Annotated in this window: 14 protein-coding genes; 5 read left to right on the forward strand and 9 right to left on the reverse strand. The window is 72.1% G+C overall.

Translation table 11 applies throughout. The features are described 5' to 3' along the window. The first annotated feature begins 5 nt into the window (after positions 1–5). Positions 6–1,361 (forward strand): MFS transporter, encoded by a 1,356-nt coding sequence (locus BM419_RS12050; protein ID WP_091926556.1) that lies wholly within the window; start codon positions 6–8, stop codon positions 1,359–1,361. Between the two features lie 94 nt (positions 1,362–1,455). After that, the gene (gudD, locus tag BM419_RS12055) at positions 1,456–2,805 is read left to right on the forward strand and encodes a glucarate dehydratase (RefSeq protein WP_091926557.1); all 1,350 of its coding nucleotides are present in this window, start codon (positions 1,456–1,458) and stop codon (positions 2,803–2,805) included. A gap of 22 nt (positions 2,806–2,827) precedes the next feature. Here the strand turns inward: gudD and BM419_RS12060 are convergent, their stop codons facing one another. From BM419_RS12060 to BM419_RS12090, 8 genes are all read right to left on the reverse strand, one after another. Further along, on the reverse strand, positions 2,828–4,369 hold the full coding sequence (locus BM419_RS12060; RefSeq protein ID WP_091926558.1) for an amidohydrolase family protein: 1,542 nt from the start codon (positions 4,367–4,369) through the stop codon (positions 2,828–2,830). Positions 4,370–4,395: 26 nt separating this feature from the next. Next, complete coding sequence (locus BM419_RS12065) at positions 4,396–5,202, reverse strand: ABC transporter ATP-binding protein (RefSeq protein ID WP_091926559.1); 807 nt, start codon at positions 5,200–5,202, stop codon at positions 4,396–4,398. Beyond that, positions 5,192–6,121 carry an ABC transporter permease gene (locus BM419_RS12070; protein ID WP_091926560.1) on the reverse strand — a complete coding sequence of 310 codons (930 nt, stop codon included), beginning with the start codon at positions 6,119–6,121 and terminating at the stop codon, positions 5,192–5,194. Before BM419_RS12070 ends, BM419_RS12065 begins: the two co-directional genes overlap by 11 nt. Positions 6,122–6,125: 4 nt before the next feature. Continuing rightward, the gene (locus tag BM419_RS12075; RefSeq protein ID WP_091926561.1) at positions 6,126–7,178 is read right to left on the reverse strand and encodes an ABC transporter substrate-binding protein; all 1,053 of its coding nucleotides are present in this window, start codon (positions 7,176–7,178) and stop codon (positions 6,126–6,128) included. Between the two features lie 235 nt (positions 7,179–7,413). Continuing rightward, the gene (locus BM419_RS33220; protein WP_280141963.1) at positions 7,414–7,548 is read right to left on the reverse strand and encodes a hypothetical protein; all 135 of its coding nucleotides are present in this window, start codon (positions 7,546–7,548) and stop codon (positions 7,414–7,416) included. Between the two features lie 166 nt (positions 7,549–7,714). After that, entirely contained in the window at positions 7,715–8,608 is an 894-nt protein-coding gene (locus BM419_RS12080) for an NAD(+)/NADH kinase (protein ID WP_091926562.1), read from the reverse strand. Positions 8,609–8,619: 11 nt separating this feature from the next. Next, positions 8,620–9,606 carry an SPFH domain-containing protein gene (locus BM419_RS12085; RefSeq protein ID WP_091926563.1) on the reverse strand — a complete coding sequence of 329 codons (987 nt, stop codon included), beginning with the start codon at positions 9,604–9,606 and terminating at the stop codon, positions 8,620–8,622. A 73-nt stretch (positions 9,607–9,679) separates the two neighbouring features. Beyond that, the gene (locus tag BM419_RS12090; RefSeq protein WP_091926564.1) at positions 9,680–10,411 is read right to left on the reverse strand and encodes an NUDIX hydrolase; all 732 of its coding nucleotides are present in this window, start codon (positions 10,409–10,411) and stop codon (positions 9,680–9,682) included. Positions 10,412–10,660: 249 nt separating this feature from the next. Between BM419_RS12090 and BM419_RS12095 the strand changes: the two genes are divergently transcribed. From BM419_RS12095 to BM419_RS12105, 3 genes are all read left to right on the forward strand, one after another. Continuing rightward, the gene (locus tag BM419_RS12095; RefSeq protein WP_091926583.1) at positions 10,661–12,850 is read left to right on the forward strand and encodes a marine proteobacterial sortase target protein; all 2,190 of its coding nucleotides are present in this window, start codon (positions 10,661–10,663) and stop codon (positions 12,848–12,850) included. Then, positions 12,847–13,437 (forward strand): class GN sortase, encoded by a 591-nt coding sequence (locus BM419_RS12100; protein WP_091926565.1) that lies wholly within the window; start codon positions 12,847–12,849, stop codon positions 13,435–13,437. The genes BM419_RS12095 and BM419_RS12100 overlap by 4 nt, the downstream gene beginning before the upstream one ends. A gap of 91 nt (positions 13,438–13,528) precedes the next feature. Then, positions 13,529–14,281, forward strand: a complete 753-nt coding sequence (locus tag BM419_RS12105; protein ID WP_056531588.1) for a helix-turn-helix domain-containing protein — start codon at positions 13,529–13,531, stop codon at positions 14,279–14,281. A gap of 130 nt (positions 14,282–14,411) precedes the next feature. Here BM419_RS12105 and BM419_RS12110 read toward each other — a convergent pair. Continuing rightward, positions 14,412–14,727: integrase core domain-containing protein (locus BM419_RS12110; protein WP_139257063.1), on the reverse strand; the 316-nt coding region annotated here is incomplete at its 5' end.

Genomic DNA, 14,727 nt, shown 5'->3' on the forward strand with positions numbered 1-14,727 from the left:
CGTCCATGAGTGCCAGTTCGACCGGCGCGCCGAGCACCCTGCTCGCCGCCGCCGACGCGGGTCGCCGCACCCGCGTCCGCCTGCTGATCGTCGCGATGCTGTTCGCCGCGACCACCATCAACTACGCCGACCGCGCGACGATCTCGATCGCCGGCCCCGACATGGCCAAGGAACTCGGCCTCTCGCCGGTCCAGATGGGCTACGTCTTCTCGGCCTTCGCGTGGTCCTACGTCCTCGCCCAGATCCCGGGCGGCTGGCTCCTCGACCGCTACAGCGTCAAGTGGGTCTACGCCGCCGCCGTCGCCCTCTGGTCGGCCTTCACGCTGGTCCAGGGCGCCGTCGGCTTCTTCACCGGCCTGACCGCCGTGGTGCTGCTCTTCGCCCTGCGGCTCGCCGTCGGCCTCACCGAGGCGCCGGTCTTCCCCGCCAACGCCCGGATCGTCGCCGCGTGGTTCCCGACCCGCGAGCGCGGCATGGCCTCGGCGTTCTTCAACTCGGCGCAGTACTTCGCCACGGTGCTGTTCACGCCGCTGATGGCGTGGATCGTCCACAACTTCGGCTGGCACCACGTCTTCACCAGCATGGGCCTGCTCGGCATCGCGTTCGCGGTCCTCTGGCTGCGCGTGGTCGACAGCCCGAAGAACCACCCGTCGATGAACCAGGCGGAGCGGGACTACATCGAGGCCGGCGGCGCCCTGCTCGACATGGACGGCCAGAGCCGGAGCAAGCAGGGCGATGCCGGCCGGACGCTGCGCCAGCTGCTCGCCAACCGGATGCTGCTCGGCATCTATATCGGCCAGTACTGCATCACCGTGCTGACCTACTTCTTCCTGACGTGGTTCCCGGTCTACCTCGTCAAGGAGCGCGGCCTGTCGATCCTGCAGGCCGGCTTCGCGGCGGTGCTGCCGGCGCTGTGCGGGTTCATCGGCGGCATCCTCGGGGGTGTGATCTCCGACATGCTCCTGCGCCGCGGCTTCTCGCTGACGGCGGCCCGCAAGATCCCGATCGTCGGTGGCATGCTGCTGTCGATGAGCATCATCGGCTGCAACTACGTCCAGGCGGACGCCCTGGTGGTCGGCCTGATGGCGCTCGCCTTCTTCGGCAAGGGCATCGGCGCGCTCGGCTGGGCGGTCGTCGCCGACACCTCGCCCCGGGAGAGCGGCGGCCTCTCGGGCGGCCTGTTCAACACCTTCGGCAACACCGCCGGCATCACCACGCCGATCGCGATCGGCTACATCGTCCAGAGCACGGGCTCGTTCAACGGCGCCCTGGTCTTCGTCGGCCTGAACGCCCTCGTCGCCTGCTTCTGCTACCTCGTGGTGGTCGGCGAGATCCGCCGCGTCGAGCTCAAGGCCCACTGACCCGCACGCCGGACCGGCCCCGGCCGGTCCGGCCCCGCAACGATCCCGCCTCGCGCCCGGCGCAGACCGGCCGGGGGCCCCCGAGGAGGACGCCATGCTGAATGACAGTCGCCACGCCGCCCGCCACACGCCGACCGTGACCGCCATGAAGGTCGTGCCGGTGGCCGGCCACGACAGCATGCTGCTCAACCTCTCGGGCGCGCACGGCCCGTACTTCACCCGCAACCTCGTGATCCTGACCGACTCCACCGGCGCCACTGGCCTCGGCGAGGTCCCCGGCGGCGAGGGCATCCGCAAGACCCTGGAGGATGCCCGGGACCTCGTCGTCGGGCAGCCGCTCGGCGCCTGGAACGCGGTGCTCAACGCCATGCGGACGCGCTTCGCCGACCGCGACGTCGGCGGGCGCGGCCTGCAGACCTTCGACCTGCGCATCACCATCCACGCGGTCACGGCCGTCGAATCGGCCTTCCTCGACCTGCTCGGCCAGTACCTCGACGTGCCGGTCGCGGCGCTCCTGGGCGAGGGCCAGCAGCGCGACGCCGTCGAGATGCTGGGCTACCTGTTCTACGTCGGCGACCGCACCCGCACCGATCTCGGCTACCGCGCGCCGACGGCCCGCGACGGCTGGTTCCGTCTGCGCGACGAGGAGGCGCTGACCCCCGAGGCCGTGGCCCGGCTCGCCGAGGCCGCCTACGACCAGTACGGCTTCAACGACTTCAAGCTGAAGGGCGGCGTCCTGCGCGGCGAGGAGGAGATCGCCGCGGTTACCGCGATCCACGAGCGCTTCCCCAAGGCCCGCGTGACGCTCGACCCGAACGGCGCGTGGTCCCTCGCGGAGGCGATCCGCCTCTGCAAGGGCCAGGGCCACGTCCTCGCCTACGCTGAGGACCCCTGCGGCGCCGAGGGCGGCTTCTCGGGCCGCGAGATCATGGCCGAGTTCCGCCGCGCCACCGGCCTGCCCACCGCCACCAACATGATCGCCACCGACTGGCGCCAGATGAACCACGCGATCCAGCTCGGCGCCGTCGACATCCCGCTGGCCGACCCGCATTTCTGGACGCTCGCCGGCTCGGTCCGGGTGGCCCAGCTGTGCCGCGACCACGGCCTGACCTGGGGCTCGCACTCGAACAACCACTTCGACGTGTCGCTCGCGATGTTCACCCACGTGGCCGCGGCGGCGCCCGGCAACGTCACGGCGATCGACACCCACTGGATCTGGCAGGACGGCGAGCGCCTGACCAGGGAGCCGCTGGCGATCCGCGGCGGCCTCGTGCGGGTGCCGGAGCGGCCGGGCCTCGGCATCGAGCTCGACATGTCGGCGGTGGAGGAGGCCCACGCCCTCTACCGCGACCACGGCCTCGGCGCCCGCGACGACGCGGCCGCCATGCAGTTCCTGATCCCCGGCTGGACCTTCGACAACAAGAAGCCCTGCCTGGTCCGCTGAGGCCCGGCCCGGGCCCGCGCCGTCAGACGCGCGAGCTCGGGCGGTAGAACGGCTCGTGCCGCGACGGGTCGATGTAGTCGGCGTAGAAGCGCCGCGCGTGGGGGAGCAGCGCCTTCGACAGCTGGCGCCGCTCGACCTCGTCGTCCGAGAGCGCCCGCGACAGGTCGTCGTGGAGCGCCTTCAGGGCGGCGTCGCGATCGACCCGGGTGAAGCGGCCGTCCGCGTAGAGCACCTCACCCTCGCACAGAACCGCGGTGACGCCACCGGTCTTGGCCCGCTGGATCACCGCGTCGAGGAGCGGCGTCTCCGGGTCGAGATACGGGTAGGCGATCTGGTCCCAGTCGATCAGGACCATGTCGGCGCCCTTGCCGACCTCGATCGTGCCGAGGCTGTCGCCGTAGGGGGTGGTGCGGGCGCCTCCGACGGTCGCCATGCGCAGCACCTGCGCCATGCTCGGCACGTCGGCCTCGTCCATGCCGGGCACCCGGTGGGCGCGCAGCACGAGGCGCATCTCCTGCAGCATGTCGCGGTCGTCGTTGATGCCCGCCTCGTCGAGGCCGATCGCCGTGTTGATCCCCTTCGCCTCGAAGCGGTTGAGCGCCGCCACGCCGGAGCGCAGCCGGAAGTTCGAGGAACAGTTGTGGCAGATGCAGGTGCCGGTCGCCGCCACCCGGTCGATGTCGGACTCGTTGAGCCAGACCCCGTGGCCGAGCGTCAGGCGGGGCCCCAGCATGCCGAACCGGTCGAGGTACTCGACCGCGGTCCCGCCACCGCGCTTCTCCGCGTAAGCCTTCTGGTAAGCGGTCTCGACGAGGTGCATGTGCATCGGCACGTCGTAGGATTCGGACAGGCCGGCCAGCCCCTCGAGGGCCGCGTCCGAGCACCAGTGCAGGTTGGCGGGCGCGAGCTGGATCTTGGCCCGCGCGGCTCCGGCCTGGCCGCTATGCAGGCTGCGGAACAGCGAAAAGTTGTCCTCCAGGGACATCTGGAAGCGCTCGAACCAGCGCTTCATCGGGTCCTGCAGCGGCGCCGGCAGGCTCGCCACGAAGTCCCTATCGGCCTGGTAGACGAGGCGGTTCTGATCGCGGACCGCGAAGCAGTACGAGACCCGCATGCCGATGTCGCGGTAGGCGCGCAGCACCTCGTTGGAGCGCGCCTCGACCTCCTCCAGGCTGCCGGGCATCCAGCCGTGGATGTGCTGGACCGTGGTGATCCCGGAGCCGACCATCTCGAAGGCCGAGTACAGGGTGTCGAGGTAGAGGTTCAGGTTGCGTGCCACCATGCGGGTGACGAACCACAGCTCCAGGGGCATGTCGGGGGAGCCGAGCTGCACCGGCGTCAGGCCGACATGGTGGTGGCCGTTGACGAAGCCCGGCAGCAGGATCTCGCGGCCGGACCCGATCACGGGTGCGTCGGGATAGCGGGCGTGCAGGTCCGCGTAGGTGCCGACCGCGGCGATGACCCCGTCCTTCTGAAGAACCGCGCCGTCGGCGATCTCCTCCCAGCGATCGTGGTCGAGGGTGCGGGTGATCATCCGCCGGCTGCGGATCAGCGATGTGGCCATGGTCGTGTCCGTGTTGGGGGAGGGGGTCAGACGAGCGCTTCCTGCTCGGCGAAGGCCCGGTCGACCTCGTCGCGCAGGAGCTCGGTGAGGTGCCGCCGCAAGGCCTCCGCCTCGGGCGAGAACGGGTCGCGCGGGCGGGCGAGGTCGTTGCGGACGATCGTCTTGATCCGCCCGGGGCGGGCGGTGAACACCACCACCCGGTCGGCGAGCGCCACCGCCTCGTCGATGTGGTGGGTCACGAACAGCACCGAGGCGCCGCTGTCGCGCCAGACGTCGAGCAGGAAGTCCTGCATCTTCTGGCGGGTCTGGACGTCGAGCGCCGCGAAGGGCTCGTCCATCAGCAGTACCTTCGGGCGCATGGCCAGCGCCCGCGCCACCGCCACGCGCTGGCGCATGCCGCCGGACAGCTCGTCCGGCCGCTTGTCGAAGGCCTCGGCGAGGCCGACGCGCTGGAGCGCGGCCCGGGCGACGCTCCGCCGCTCGGCCTCCGGCACGCCCTTCAGCGACAGGCCGAAGCTGACGTTCTGCCAGACGCTGAGCCAGGGCAGCAGCGAGGTCTCCTGGAAGATCAGACTGCGCTCCGGCGACGGACCGGTGACCGGTTCGCCGAAGGCCAGGAGTTCGCCCCCGGAGGCGGGTTCGAGCCCGGCGATCAGGTAGAGCAGCGTGCTCTTCCCGCAGCCCGAGGGGCCGAGGAACACCACGAACTCGCCGGGCCGCACGGTGAGGTCGATGTCGCGCAGGGCCTCGTGGGCGCGGGCGGTGCCGGCCGCCCAGACCTTGGCGACGCCGCGGCACGAGACGGCGTCCTCGGATGCGGGATCAGAGGCCAATGGAGGACCCCGCGTCGCGCGGCAGCCAGTACAGCAGCCGCCGCTGGACCAGCCGGAACAGCAGGTCGAAGGCGAAGCCGAGCAGGCCGATCAGCGTGATGGTGAAGAAGACGAGCGACGGGTTGAAGGTGTTGCGCGCCAGCATGATCACCTGGCCGAGCCCGTAGCCGACGCCGGTCGCTTCGGCGACGAGCACCACCATCCAGGCGCCGAACAGGTTGAGGCGCAGCACCGCGAGCAGCCCCGGCAGGATCGCCGGGACGATCACCCGGGCGTAGATCTGGCGCTTCGACGCCCCCATGGTCCGGGCGACGTTGATGTAGTTGCGGTTGACTCCGTCGATCTGCTGGATGGTCGAGAGCACCATCGTGAAGAACAGGGCGATGAACACCATGAAGATCGCCGGGGCGTTGCCGATCCCGAACATGAAGATCGCCACCGGCAGCCAAGCGATCGGCGAGACCGGCGCCAGGAGTGTGATGGTCGGCAGGGTCAGCCGCTCGAACAGCTTGAAGTAGCGGATCGCCACGCCGACGAGGATCGACAGGGAGGCCGCCAGGGCGAGGCCCGCCAGCACCCGGCCGGTGGAGGCGAGCACGGTGATCAGCACCGCCATGGCGGGGCTGGGGCCGGTATTCATCCCGGTGCCGATCTGCCAGCGCTGCGCGGTGTTGAAGAAGCGCGCCTGCTCGGCGAGGTTGCCGAGGAAGATGTGCGGCGGCGGCAGGAGCTTGGCGTCGGCGATGCCGAGCGCCCAGAGCAGCTCCCAGAGGCCGGCGAAGCAGCCGACCGAGACCAGCATCCAGCCGGTCCGGCGGAGCAGGGGGACGAGCCCTTCGGGCAGCGCGAGGCGCTGACCGAGCGGGAGGCGCGGCCGGTCCTGCGGGACGGCGGCGGCGCGGGCGAGGAAGGTGGCCATCCGCTCAGGCCGACTTCAGCTTGAGCTTGCCGTAGAGGTCCGAGTTCTCGGCGATGACCTGTTCCAGCAGGGTCCAGTCGATCGCGTCGCGGCCGGGCTTCTTCTTGATGTAGCCCATCTCGGCGACGGAATCGGTCCGGTCGAGGATGAACTGCGTCTGGTTGCGGGCGTCCACCACCGATGGCTGCCGGCCCATGGCGAGCTGGGCGTTGCTCATCGAGGTCTTGTAGTAGGAGCCGACGAGCTTGTTCAGGGCGGCCTGGGGGTCGCCCTCCGCCAGCGCCTGGGCCTTCATCATGCCCTTGATCAGGGCCTTCACGGCGGCCGGGTTCTTGGCGATCAGCTCGTTGCGGACCGCCAGCACACAGTCGGTGTAGCCCTTGCCGTAGATGTCGGTCCCGTCGGAGAGCTTCACCGCGCCCTTCACGTCGGTGAGCAGGGCCGTGCCGTAGGGCTCGATCGTCGAGATGATGTCCAGCGCCCCGGCGCGGAACGCCTCCACGGCCTCCGGGGTCGAGCCCATGTAGCGGACGGTGATGTCCTTGAAGGCGACACCGTTCCTCTTCAGCCAGTCGTAGGGCAGCACCTCCAGCGTATCGAGCTGGAAGGTCCCGAGCGTCTTGCCCTTGAGCTTCTCCGGGCTGTCGAGGCCGGGCTGGGCCACGAGCACGCAGCCCTCGATGCCGCCGCCGGCCACGATCTTCACGGGAGCACCCGCGTCGTAGAGGGCCATGAAGCTCGTGTAGGGCATCACGCCGGCATCGACCTGACCCATGCCGAGGAAGGTGACCTGATCCGAGAAGGTCGGCGTGTTGACGAAGTCGATCGTCAGCCCGTCATCCTTGGCGAGCTGCATCGCCTCGGCCAGGAAGAAGTTGAGGTTGCAGAAGCCGGTGCCGTGGGTCGCGCGGATGCCGGTGGCCGCCGCGGCCGGGCCGGTCAGGCCCGGGCCCACCGCCAGGGTCAGCGCGGCGGCGGTCCCGCCGAGGAAGCGCCTGCGACTGGGCTTGAACCGCGTGAGATCCGGGACGCGATAATCGCCGTGACGGTCGCACATATCGACTCTCCTCAGAGGGCGGATCGCGCGATCCGCCGGACGGCGCGTGCCGGTGCTGAAACGGAGGGATCGGAGCTCGGGACAGGCTCAAGGCAGTCGCGGAGATCCGGTCGCCCGGCACCTCACCACATCGACGGCACGCCAACCTCTAGCCGCCGCCGGGGCGACGCTGCGCTGGTGAATACGAACCAAGAAGCGTGCCAGACGCGGGAACCTGCGGTGTTGGCGGCGCGCCTCACCCGTCGGCGCTGTCGAGGAACGGCACCGCCGTCATTGCGAGCGGAGCGAAGCAATCCAGCCGCGCCACGCCTCCGGACATGGCGCTGCCCTGGGTCACTTCGCTGCGCTCGTGATGACGAAGGTGTCGCATCGACCGGTCCGACGCCCGCAAAAGCAGCGGAATGCCGCCGGCGTATTCAGCCGGGCTCTTCGGACAATGCCGATCCCGCGCGGGCGAAGAACGCGCGGAGCGGGCCCTGGGGCAGCATCCCGAGCCTCCCGCAAAGGCGGTCGTCGGGCGCCCGGTCGGCGCCGCGCTACTCGGCCACGAGGTTGAAGGTGCGGTCGGCCGGGGCGAGGCTCACCCGCCGCCCCCAGTCGAAGGCCACGAAATCCTGCTCGATCCCGTCCGAGAACACCACGCCGCCCTCGTTCATCCGCGACACCACGGTGAGGGGCGATCCGGCGAACTTGCCGCCGCGGAGGTCGGTGCCGGTGGCGACGCTCGGGAACGGCTCGCGCACCCAGTAGCCGAAGGCCGCCTCCTCGATGCCGACCTCCACGGTGAGGTGCGTCGCCTCGCTGATCGAGCGCGCCCAGCCGGTCAGGCCGGTGCCCGAGGCCACGATCAGCCCGCTCGACGAGTGGTCCTCCGCCCGCGCCCCGTCGTCGATGCGGTAGCGCGCCGATTGGTGGCTGCGATGGCCGACGAAGATCTCGTTCAGGGCGAGCAGCCGCTCGCCGCCGTCGAAGGTCGCCTGCACCATGGTGCGCCGCTGGAGGGGGGCGGCGCCGGCCGCGCTGGCGGGCAGCAGGGCGCGCAGGGCCTCGACCCGCGCCCGGGCCAGCACGCCGTCGTAGAGGTCGGGCGCCGGGTTGACGCCGACCACCGGCTGCCCGTCGAGGTACTTGGCGACGTTGGCCACGAGCCCGTCCTGCCCCACCGCCACGACGACGTCCTCGGGGGCGAACAGGAAGCGGTCGAGGTCGGGGCGCCGCACCAGGGCCTGCCGCCAGTCCAGCGGCACGACGGACCGGGCCTCGGCGAGCACGGCCTGGAATTGCGCGTGGCGCGCCTCGACCTCGGCGAGCGTCTGGCCCCGGCTCTCCAGGAAGAACCGGACCTGGCCGCGGGTCGCGTGCCGGGCGATGAGCAGCTCGTATTCCGTGTCGCGGATGACGAAGACCACGCGGGGGGTGATGGCCGGCACGGCGGACCTCCTCAGCGCGGCGCGAGCCGCGGGGACAGCGCGCCCCGGAACTCGCCGAGGACGGCCGCCAGCAGGTCGGGCGTGACGTTGACGTGCTCGATCGTCTCCAGCTTGCCGGCGAGTTCCCGGGCCGCCAGCCCGAGCAGGACGGCGGGCGGCATGTCCCGGTAGACGGCGGCGCGGCGCTGCTCCGCGTCGGCCCGGGCTCCCTCGACGAGGCGGATCCGCTCGGCCTCCGCGGCCGCCTCCAGGCCCCGCGCCTCCGCGACGCCGGCGGCACGGTCGCGGGCGTTCTCGGCCTCCTGGGCGATCAGCACGGTCTCGCGCCGGGCCAGCTCGGCCTTCGTGGCGAGCTCGTTCTCCGCGATGGCGCGCTCCTTCTCGACCGCCAGGGCGCGCCGCGCGAAGGTCGCCTCGTCGGCCTTCTGCTGCAGGGCCTCGAAGGTCGGGGTCTGCAGGGCGCGCTCCAGCTCGCTCGTCGGCGCGAGGTTGGTGAGCCGCACCGACACCGCCGCGACGCCGATCTCGGCCAGCGCCGGGGCGTCGGACAGCACCCGTTCCAGCACGGCGCGGAGCGGCTCCGGACCCGCGTCGAGGAGGGCGCCGATCGGGCTCGCCCCGAGATACTGGAGCGCCGCCTGGCTGGCGATGCCGCCGAGGCGCGCCTCGATCCGCTCGATCGGCTCGCCCTGCAGGCGCCCGGTTCGGAGGTCGATCGAGAAGTCGACGCGGCTCGCCAGCAGCTCCGGATCGACGACGTGCCAGCCGATCGTCCCCTGGACCACGACGGTCTGGAAGTCCCGGCTGCGGCCGCGGACGAAGAGCGTCATCTCGCGGTCGTCCACCGGCACCTCGCTGATGCTGGCGGTCTCGGGCCGGAACCAGAAGACCAGACCCCGCCCGCTCTGCCGGACCCGGCCGTTGCGGAAGCGGATGATGTGGCTGCTCGCCTCGCTCCGGAGCTGGGCGATGACACCGATGTTGCGGACCGTGGCCATGATGGGCTCCTCGAAGCGCTCTCCGCCGAAGTGGATACCGGTTCGGCTCAAGAGAGCGCGCTGAAACAAAGGCTTAGAACTGGCCTGACCTGTCGAAGCGGAAGAGTTCGGCGGGGCGGAACGCCGTCCCGGCCTCGCGGGCGCCCGTCGGCGCGATCCAGCCCCGGTCGCGCATGCGGCGCCGGAAGGCGGATTTGTTGAGGGGCGCGCCGCGGATCGCCGCGTGCACGTCCTGAAGCTGCCGGAGGGTGAAGTGCTCCGGGAGCAGCGCGAAGCCGACATCCGTGTAGTCGAGCTTGCCGCGCAGCCGCTTCACGGCGAGCGCGAGGATGTCGGCGTGGTCGAAGGCGAGATCGAGCGGGGCGCCATCCTCCGCCTCGGCCGAGACCGCGCCGCCGGACTCGCCCGCCCAGGGAACGACCAGCACCGCCGCCGCGAGTCCGGCGCCGCCCGCCAGGGCCTCGGCGAAGGCCGCCTCCGGCAGCAGCGCGAGGTAGGCCACCGAGACGATCCGCATCCGCGGATCCCGATCAACGGCGCCGAAGGTGTAGAGCTGCTCGAGCCGCGCCCGCCCGATGCCGGCCTTGTCGCGCAGGACGCGCTCCGCGGCGGCGTCGAGGGTCTCGGCGATGCCCACGAACCCGCCCGGCAGGGCCCAGAGGCCCGCCTGCGGCTGCTGGCCCCGCCGCAGCAGGAGGGCGGCGAGCCGGCCCGCCCGGATCCCCAGCAGGACGAGATCGACCGCCAGGGCGGGCCGCTCGTAGGCCGCAGGATCGTAGCCTGCCAGGAACTCGGACTCGGTCATCGGTCTTTCTACTCAAGTTGAGCATAACTAAGACGCAGATTGCGCATATGTCAAGCCGAGAGCGGATTCGCTGGGAAGCGCCGCGGAACGCACAGCTCCGCACCGGCTCCGCACAGATCCGCCCGGGCACGGCCGGCCGGTGCGGTCCGAGCCTGGAAAAGGGCGAAGCTTCTCGTGGCGACGGAGGGGCTGGCGCGGGAGCTTCAGCGGCGAGCCGGCATCGATCCGCCGGTGCAGGAGGTTTCCCCGATGCCGTTCTTCACTCCACGATCCGCGGTCGAGCCCCCCCGCAACGCCGCGCTGTCACCGCTCTTCCTCGCGCTGCTGGCGCTGCTCATCATGCTGGCCTCGGCCCACGCGGCGCCGGGCCGAGACCGGGGCGGCCTCACCCTGCGCGGGCCGGCCGGCACCGCGCCGGTCGAGGCCGTCCAGTTGGCGACCGACATCAGCGTCGACGTCAGCGGTCCGACCGCCCGGGCCACCGTCACCCAGGCCTTCCGCAACGTCACGGCGGACTGGGTCGAGGGCACCTACGTGTACCCCCTGCCGGAGGACGCGGCCGTCGACGGGATGAAGCTCGTCATCGGCTCCCGCGTGATCGTCGCCGACATCCGCGAGCGGGCGGCGGCCAAGCGCGCCTACGAGGCCGCGAAGGCGGCCGGGCAGTCGGCGGCGCTGACCGCGCAGGAGCGGCCCAACGTCTTCACCAACGCGGTCGCCAATATCGGCCCCGGCGAGACGGTGGTGGTCCAGATCACCTATCAGCAGACGATCCCCGTCTCGGGCGCGACGCGGACGCTGCGCCTGCCCCTGGTGGTCGCGCCCCGCTACAATCCCGCCCCCGCCCCGGTGGACGCGGTCTCCCTCGACGGCGTGGCCGGAGAGGCCCGCGACCCGGTTCCGGATCGCGCCCGGATCAGCCCGCCGGTGCTCGACCCGGCCCTGTCGTCGCCGACCAATCCGGTCGCCGTCACCGTGCGGCTGCAGGCGGGCTTCCCCGTCGGTGACGTCCGCAGCGCGACCCACGCGATCCGCGTGACCGAGACCGGCCCGGAGGCGCGGACCGTCACGCTCGCCGACGGCGTCGTCCCGGCCGACCGCGACCTCGAGCTGACCTGGGCGCCGGTCCCGAGCCGGGTGCCCGGCCTCGGCCTGTTCCGCGAGACCGTGGCGGGCCGGACCTACCTGCTGGCCGCCGTGAGCCCGCCGGCGATCGAGACCGACACGGCCGCCCGGCCGGCGCGCGACGTCACCTTCGTCATCGACAATTCCGGCTCGATGTCGGGCGCCTCGATGCGGCAGGCCAAGGCCGGGCTGCTCGCCGGTCTCGCCCGCCTGACCCCGTCGGACCGCTTCAACGTCATCCGCTTCGACGACACCTGGGACGCGCTTCATCCCGCGCCCGTCCCGGCGACGCCGGAGGCCCTGGCGCAGGCCCAGGCCTTCGTCGCCGCCCTGGAAGCCCGCGGCGGCACCGAGATGCTGGCGCCGCTCAAGGCGGCCCTCGCCGACCCGCACCCCGAGGACGGGCGCGTCCGGCAGGTCGTGTTCCTTACCGACGGCGCCGTCGGCGACGAGGAGCGGATCTTCGCGGCGATCCACGCCAATCTCGGGCGCACGCGCCTGTTCATGGTCGGCATCGGCTCGGCGCCCAACGGCCACCTGATGCGCCACGCCGCCGAGATCGGACGCGGCAGCTTCACCGAGATCCGCGACCTCGCGCAGGTCGGCGAGCGGACCCGCGCGCTCTACGAGAAGCTGGAATCACCCGCCGTCACCGACCTGACCGCGACCTTCTCGGTCTCGGGCGTCGAGGTCACGCCGGGCGCGCTGCCCGACCTGTATCGCGGCGAGCCGCTGGTCTTCGCCGCGCTTCTGCCGGGAGCGGCCGAGGAAACGGCCCGCGGGACCGTGACCGTCACGGGCCGGGTGGGCGGCCGGACATGGACCCGGACGCTCCCCCTCGCCGAGGCGGGTGCGGGCGCCGGCATCTCCAAGGTCTGGGCGCGCTCCCGGATCGGCGAGACCGAGACGGCGCGCATCACGGGGCGCCTCGGCGCGGACGCGGCCGACGCCGCGATCCTGGCGCTGGCCCTGGAGCACGGCCTGACGACGCGGCTGACCAGCCTCGTGGCCGTCGACGCCACGCCGCGCCGCGCGCCCGGCACGCCCCTCGTCGCCGCCGACCTGCCGCTGAACCTGCCGGCGGGCTGGGACTTCGCCAAGGTGTTCGGCACGGACCGGCCGGGCGCCACGCCCGCCGACGACGGGGCAGCGCGGATCGTGCCGATCCGGGCCGAGGGCGCGGCGGTCGACCTGCCGCGGACCGGGGCCGGCATCGTGGCGCAGCTCGGCCTGGGCCTGCTCCTCGCCCTGCTGGGTCTCCTGCTCGGCACCGGCCTGACGATCGGCGGCCGGCGGACCGGGGACGCGCGATGAGCCGGCGCACGGTGACCGGACTGGGGAGGGCCCTCGCGGCCCTCCTCACCCTTGCGGGGCTCGGGCTCGCGGCGCAGGCCGCCTGGATCCCCGCCAAGGCCGCCCTGGCCCAGCTGCTGCTGGAGCGCGCCTTCGCCCGCACCCTGGCCGAGGGTCGGCCCGCCCGGCCCTGGCCCTGGGCCGACACCGAGCCGGTCGCCCGGCTCACCGTCGCGGGCCGCAGCTTCGTGGTGCTGCGGGGCGGGAGCGGCCAGGCCCTGGCCTTCGGCCCCGGCCACCTGGACGGCACCCCGGAGGCCGGCGCGCCCGGCACCGCGGTCATCGCCGCCCACCGCGACACGCAGTTCGGGGTGCTGGGACAGCTCGGGCCCGGCGATCCCGTCACGGTGACCGGCCGCGACGGCCGAACCCTGCGCTTCCGCGTCACCGGCACGCGGGTGGCCCGCTGGGATGCCTCGGGCATCGACCCGCAGGCCCCGGGGCGGCATCTCGACCTCGTCACCTGCTGGCCCCTGGAGGCGCTGCAGGCCGGCCCGCTCCGGCTTATCGTCGAGACCGAGCTGGCCCCGGAGCCGGAGCGTTCCTGACGCTCGGCGTGGACGGCCAGCTTGGCCGCGCTTGCGCGAATGTGCGGTTTCGTGCGGATCTGTGCGGGTCAAGCCCGTGCGAGCCGTGCCTGTGAGCGAGATCGAACTGTCCGAGGCGCAGAGCCGCGCCATTGCCCAGACCGTGCGCGAGGCGCTGGCCCGCCGGCGCATCTCGCGGCAGACGCTGGCCGAGGAGGCCCGGATCAGCATCTCGACCCTGGAGAAGGCGCTCGCCGGCCGCAGGCCCTTCACCCTGGCGACGACGATCCGCCTGGAGGAAGCCTTGGGCCAGTCCCTGCGCCAGGAGACGGCGCGCCCGGCCCCGGAGGCGGCCCGTCACGCGCCCGACGAGCTCGGCTCCTACTCGCGGGAGAGCGTCGCCTGGATCGAGGGGCGCTACCTCACCCTGCGGCCCTCGTTCGGGTCGGCGGGCGCGATCTTCGCCTACCGCACCGAGATCGCCTGGGACGCGGACGCGGCCCGCCTCGTGTTCCGCGAGGCCGAGCGGCTCGACGCCCCCTTCGCGCAGTCCGGCAGCGTCGCCGTGCCGAGCCAGTCGGGCATGATCTACCTCGTGACCAACTGGCACGGGCAGCACCGCCTCGCGGTGCTGTGCCGCCCCAACATCCAGGGCGAGATGTACGGGGTCCTGACGACGCTCCACGCCGGGCGCGGCACGCAGCTGACTCCGGCCGCGGCGCCCCTGGCGCTGCTGCCCGAGCAGGCGGGCGCGCACGGGTACGGGCGGATCGGGCCGGAGGAGCCGGGCTACGGTCCGTACCGGGCCTATCTCGCCCGGGTGAACGACGACGGCTACGCCACCTTCTTCACGGGCGTCGCCTGACGGGATCTGACGGATGAGCCTGAAGGCGCGGCGCGCGGCGGGCTTGGAGCGGGTACCGGGAATCGAACCCGGGTATTCAGCTTGGAAGGCTGGTTCTGATCGGCCCCCACGAGGTGGTCCAAGGTCAAAGTTAGTGCAGTGTCGGTCGCTGGACCACGGCGAGCTTGGCCGGTGCAGCCGGCCAAGCGGCTATAGCTGGCACGAACACCTCTGGCGCGGGCGGCCGGTAGCCCAATGCGCCATGCGGCCGAACCGTATTGTAGTGCCGTCGCCAGCCCTCGATCATGATCTGCGCCTCCTTGAGCGTGTAAAAAATCTCGCCATTCAGCAGCTCGTTGCGTATCTGTGCGTTGAAGCTCTCGACATATCCGTTCTCCCACGGCGAGCCAGGGCTGATGTAGGCCGTCCTTACGCCAACGGCCGCAATCCAGGACTGGACCGACTTG

It is taken from the genome of Methylobacterium sp. yr668 (assembly GCF_900116245.1).
Lineage (GTDB): Bacteria > Pseudomonadota > Alphaproteobacteria > Rhizobiales > Beijerinckiaceae > Methylobacterium.

Bases quoted from the DNA above. Each gene is read 5' to 3' on its own strand.
- BM419_RS12070 (WP_091926560.1), bottom strand. From the start codon at position 6,121: ATGGCCACCTTCCTCGCCCGCGCCGCCGCCGTCCCGCAGGACCGGCCG.
- BM419_RS12050 (WP_091926556.1), top strand. From the start codon at position 6: ATGAGTGCCAGTTCGACCGGCGCGCCGAGCACCCTGCTCGCCGCCGCC.
- BM419_RS33220 (WP_280141963.1), bottom strand. From the start codon at position 7,548: ATGCGACACCTTCGTCATCACGAGCGCAGCGAAGTGACCCAGGGCAGC.
- BM419_RS12075 (WP_091926561.1), bottom strand. From the start codon at position 7,178: ATGTGCGACCGTCACGGCGATTATCGCGTCCCGGATCTCACGCGGTTC.
- BM419_RS12090 (WP_091926564.1), bottom strand. From the start codon at position 10,411: ATGACCGAGTCCGAGTTCCTGGCAGGCTACGATCCTGCGGCCTACGAG.
- BM419_RS12060 (WP_091926558.1), bottom strand. From the start codon at position 4,369: ATGGCCACATCGCTGATCCGCAGCCGGCGGATGATCACCCGCACCCTC.
- gudD (WP_091926557.1), top strand. From the start codon at position 1,456: ATGCTGAATGACAGTCGCCACGCCGCCCGCCACACGCCGACCGTGACC.
- BM419_RS12085 (WP_091926563.1), bottom strand. From the start codon at position 9,606: ATGGCCACGGTCCGCAACATCGGTGTCATCGCCCAGCTCCGGAGCGAG.
- BM419_RS12095 (WP_091926583.1), top strand. From the start codon at position 10,661: ATGCCGTTCTTCACTCCACGATCCGCGGTCGAGCCCCCCCGCAACGCC.
- BM419_RS12100 (WP_091926565.1), top strand. From the start codon at position 12,847: ATGAGCCGGCGCACGGTGACCGGACTGGGGAGGGCCCTCGCGGCCCTC.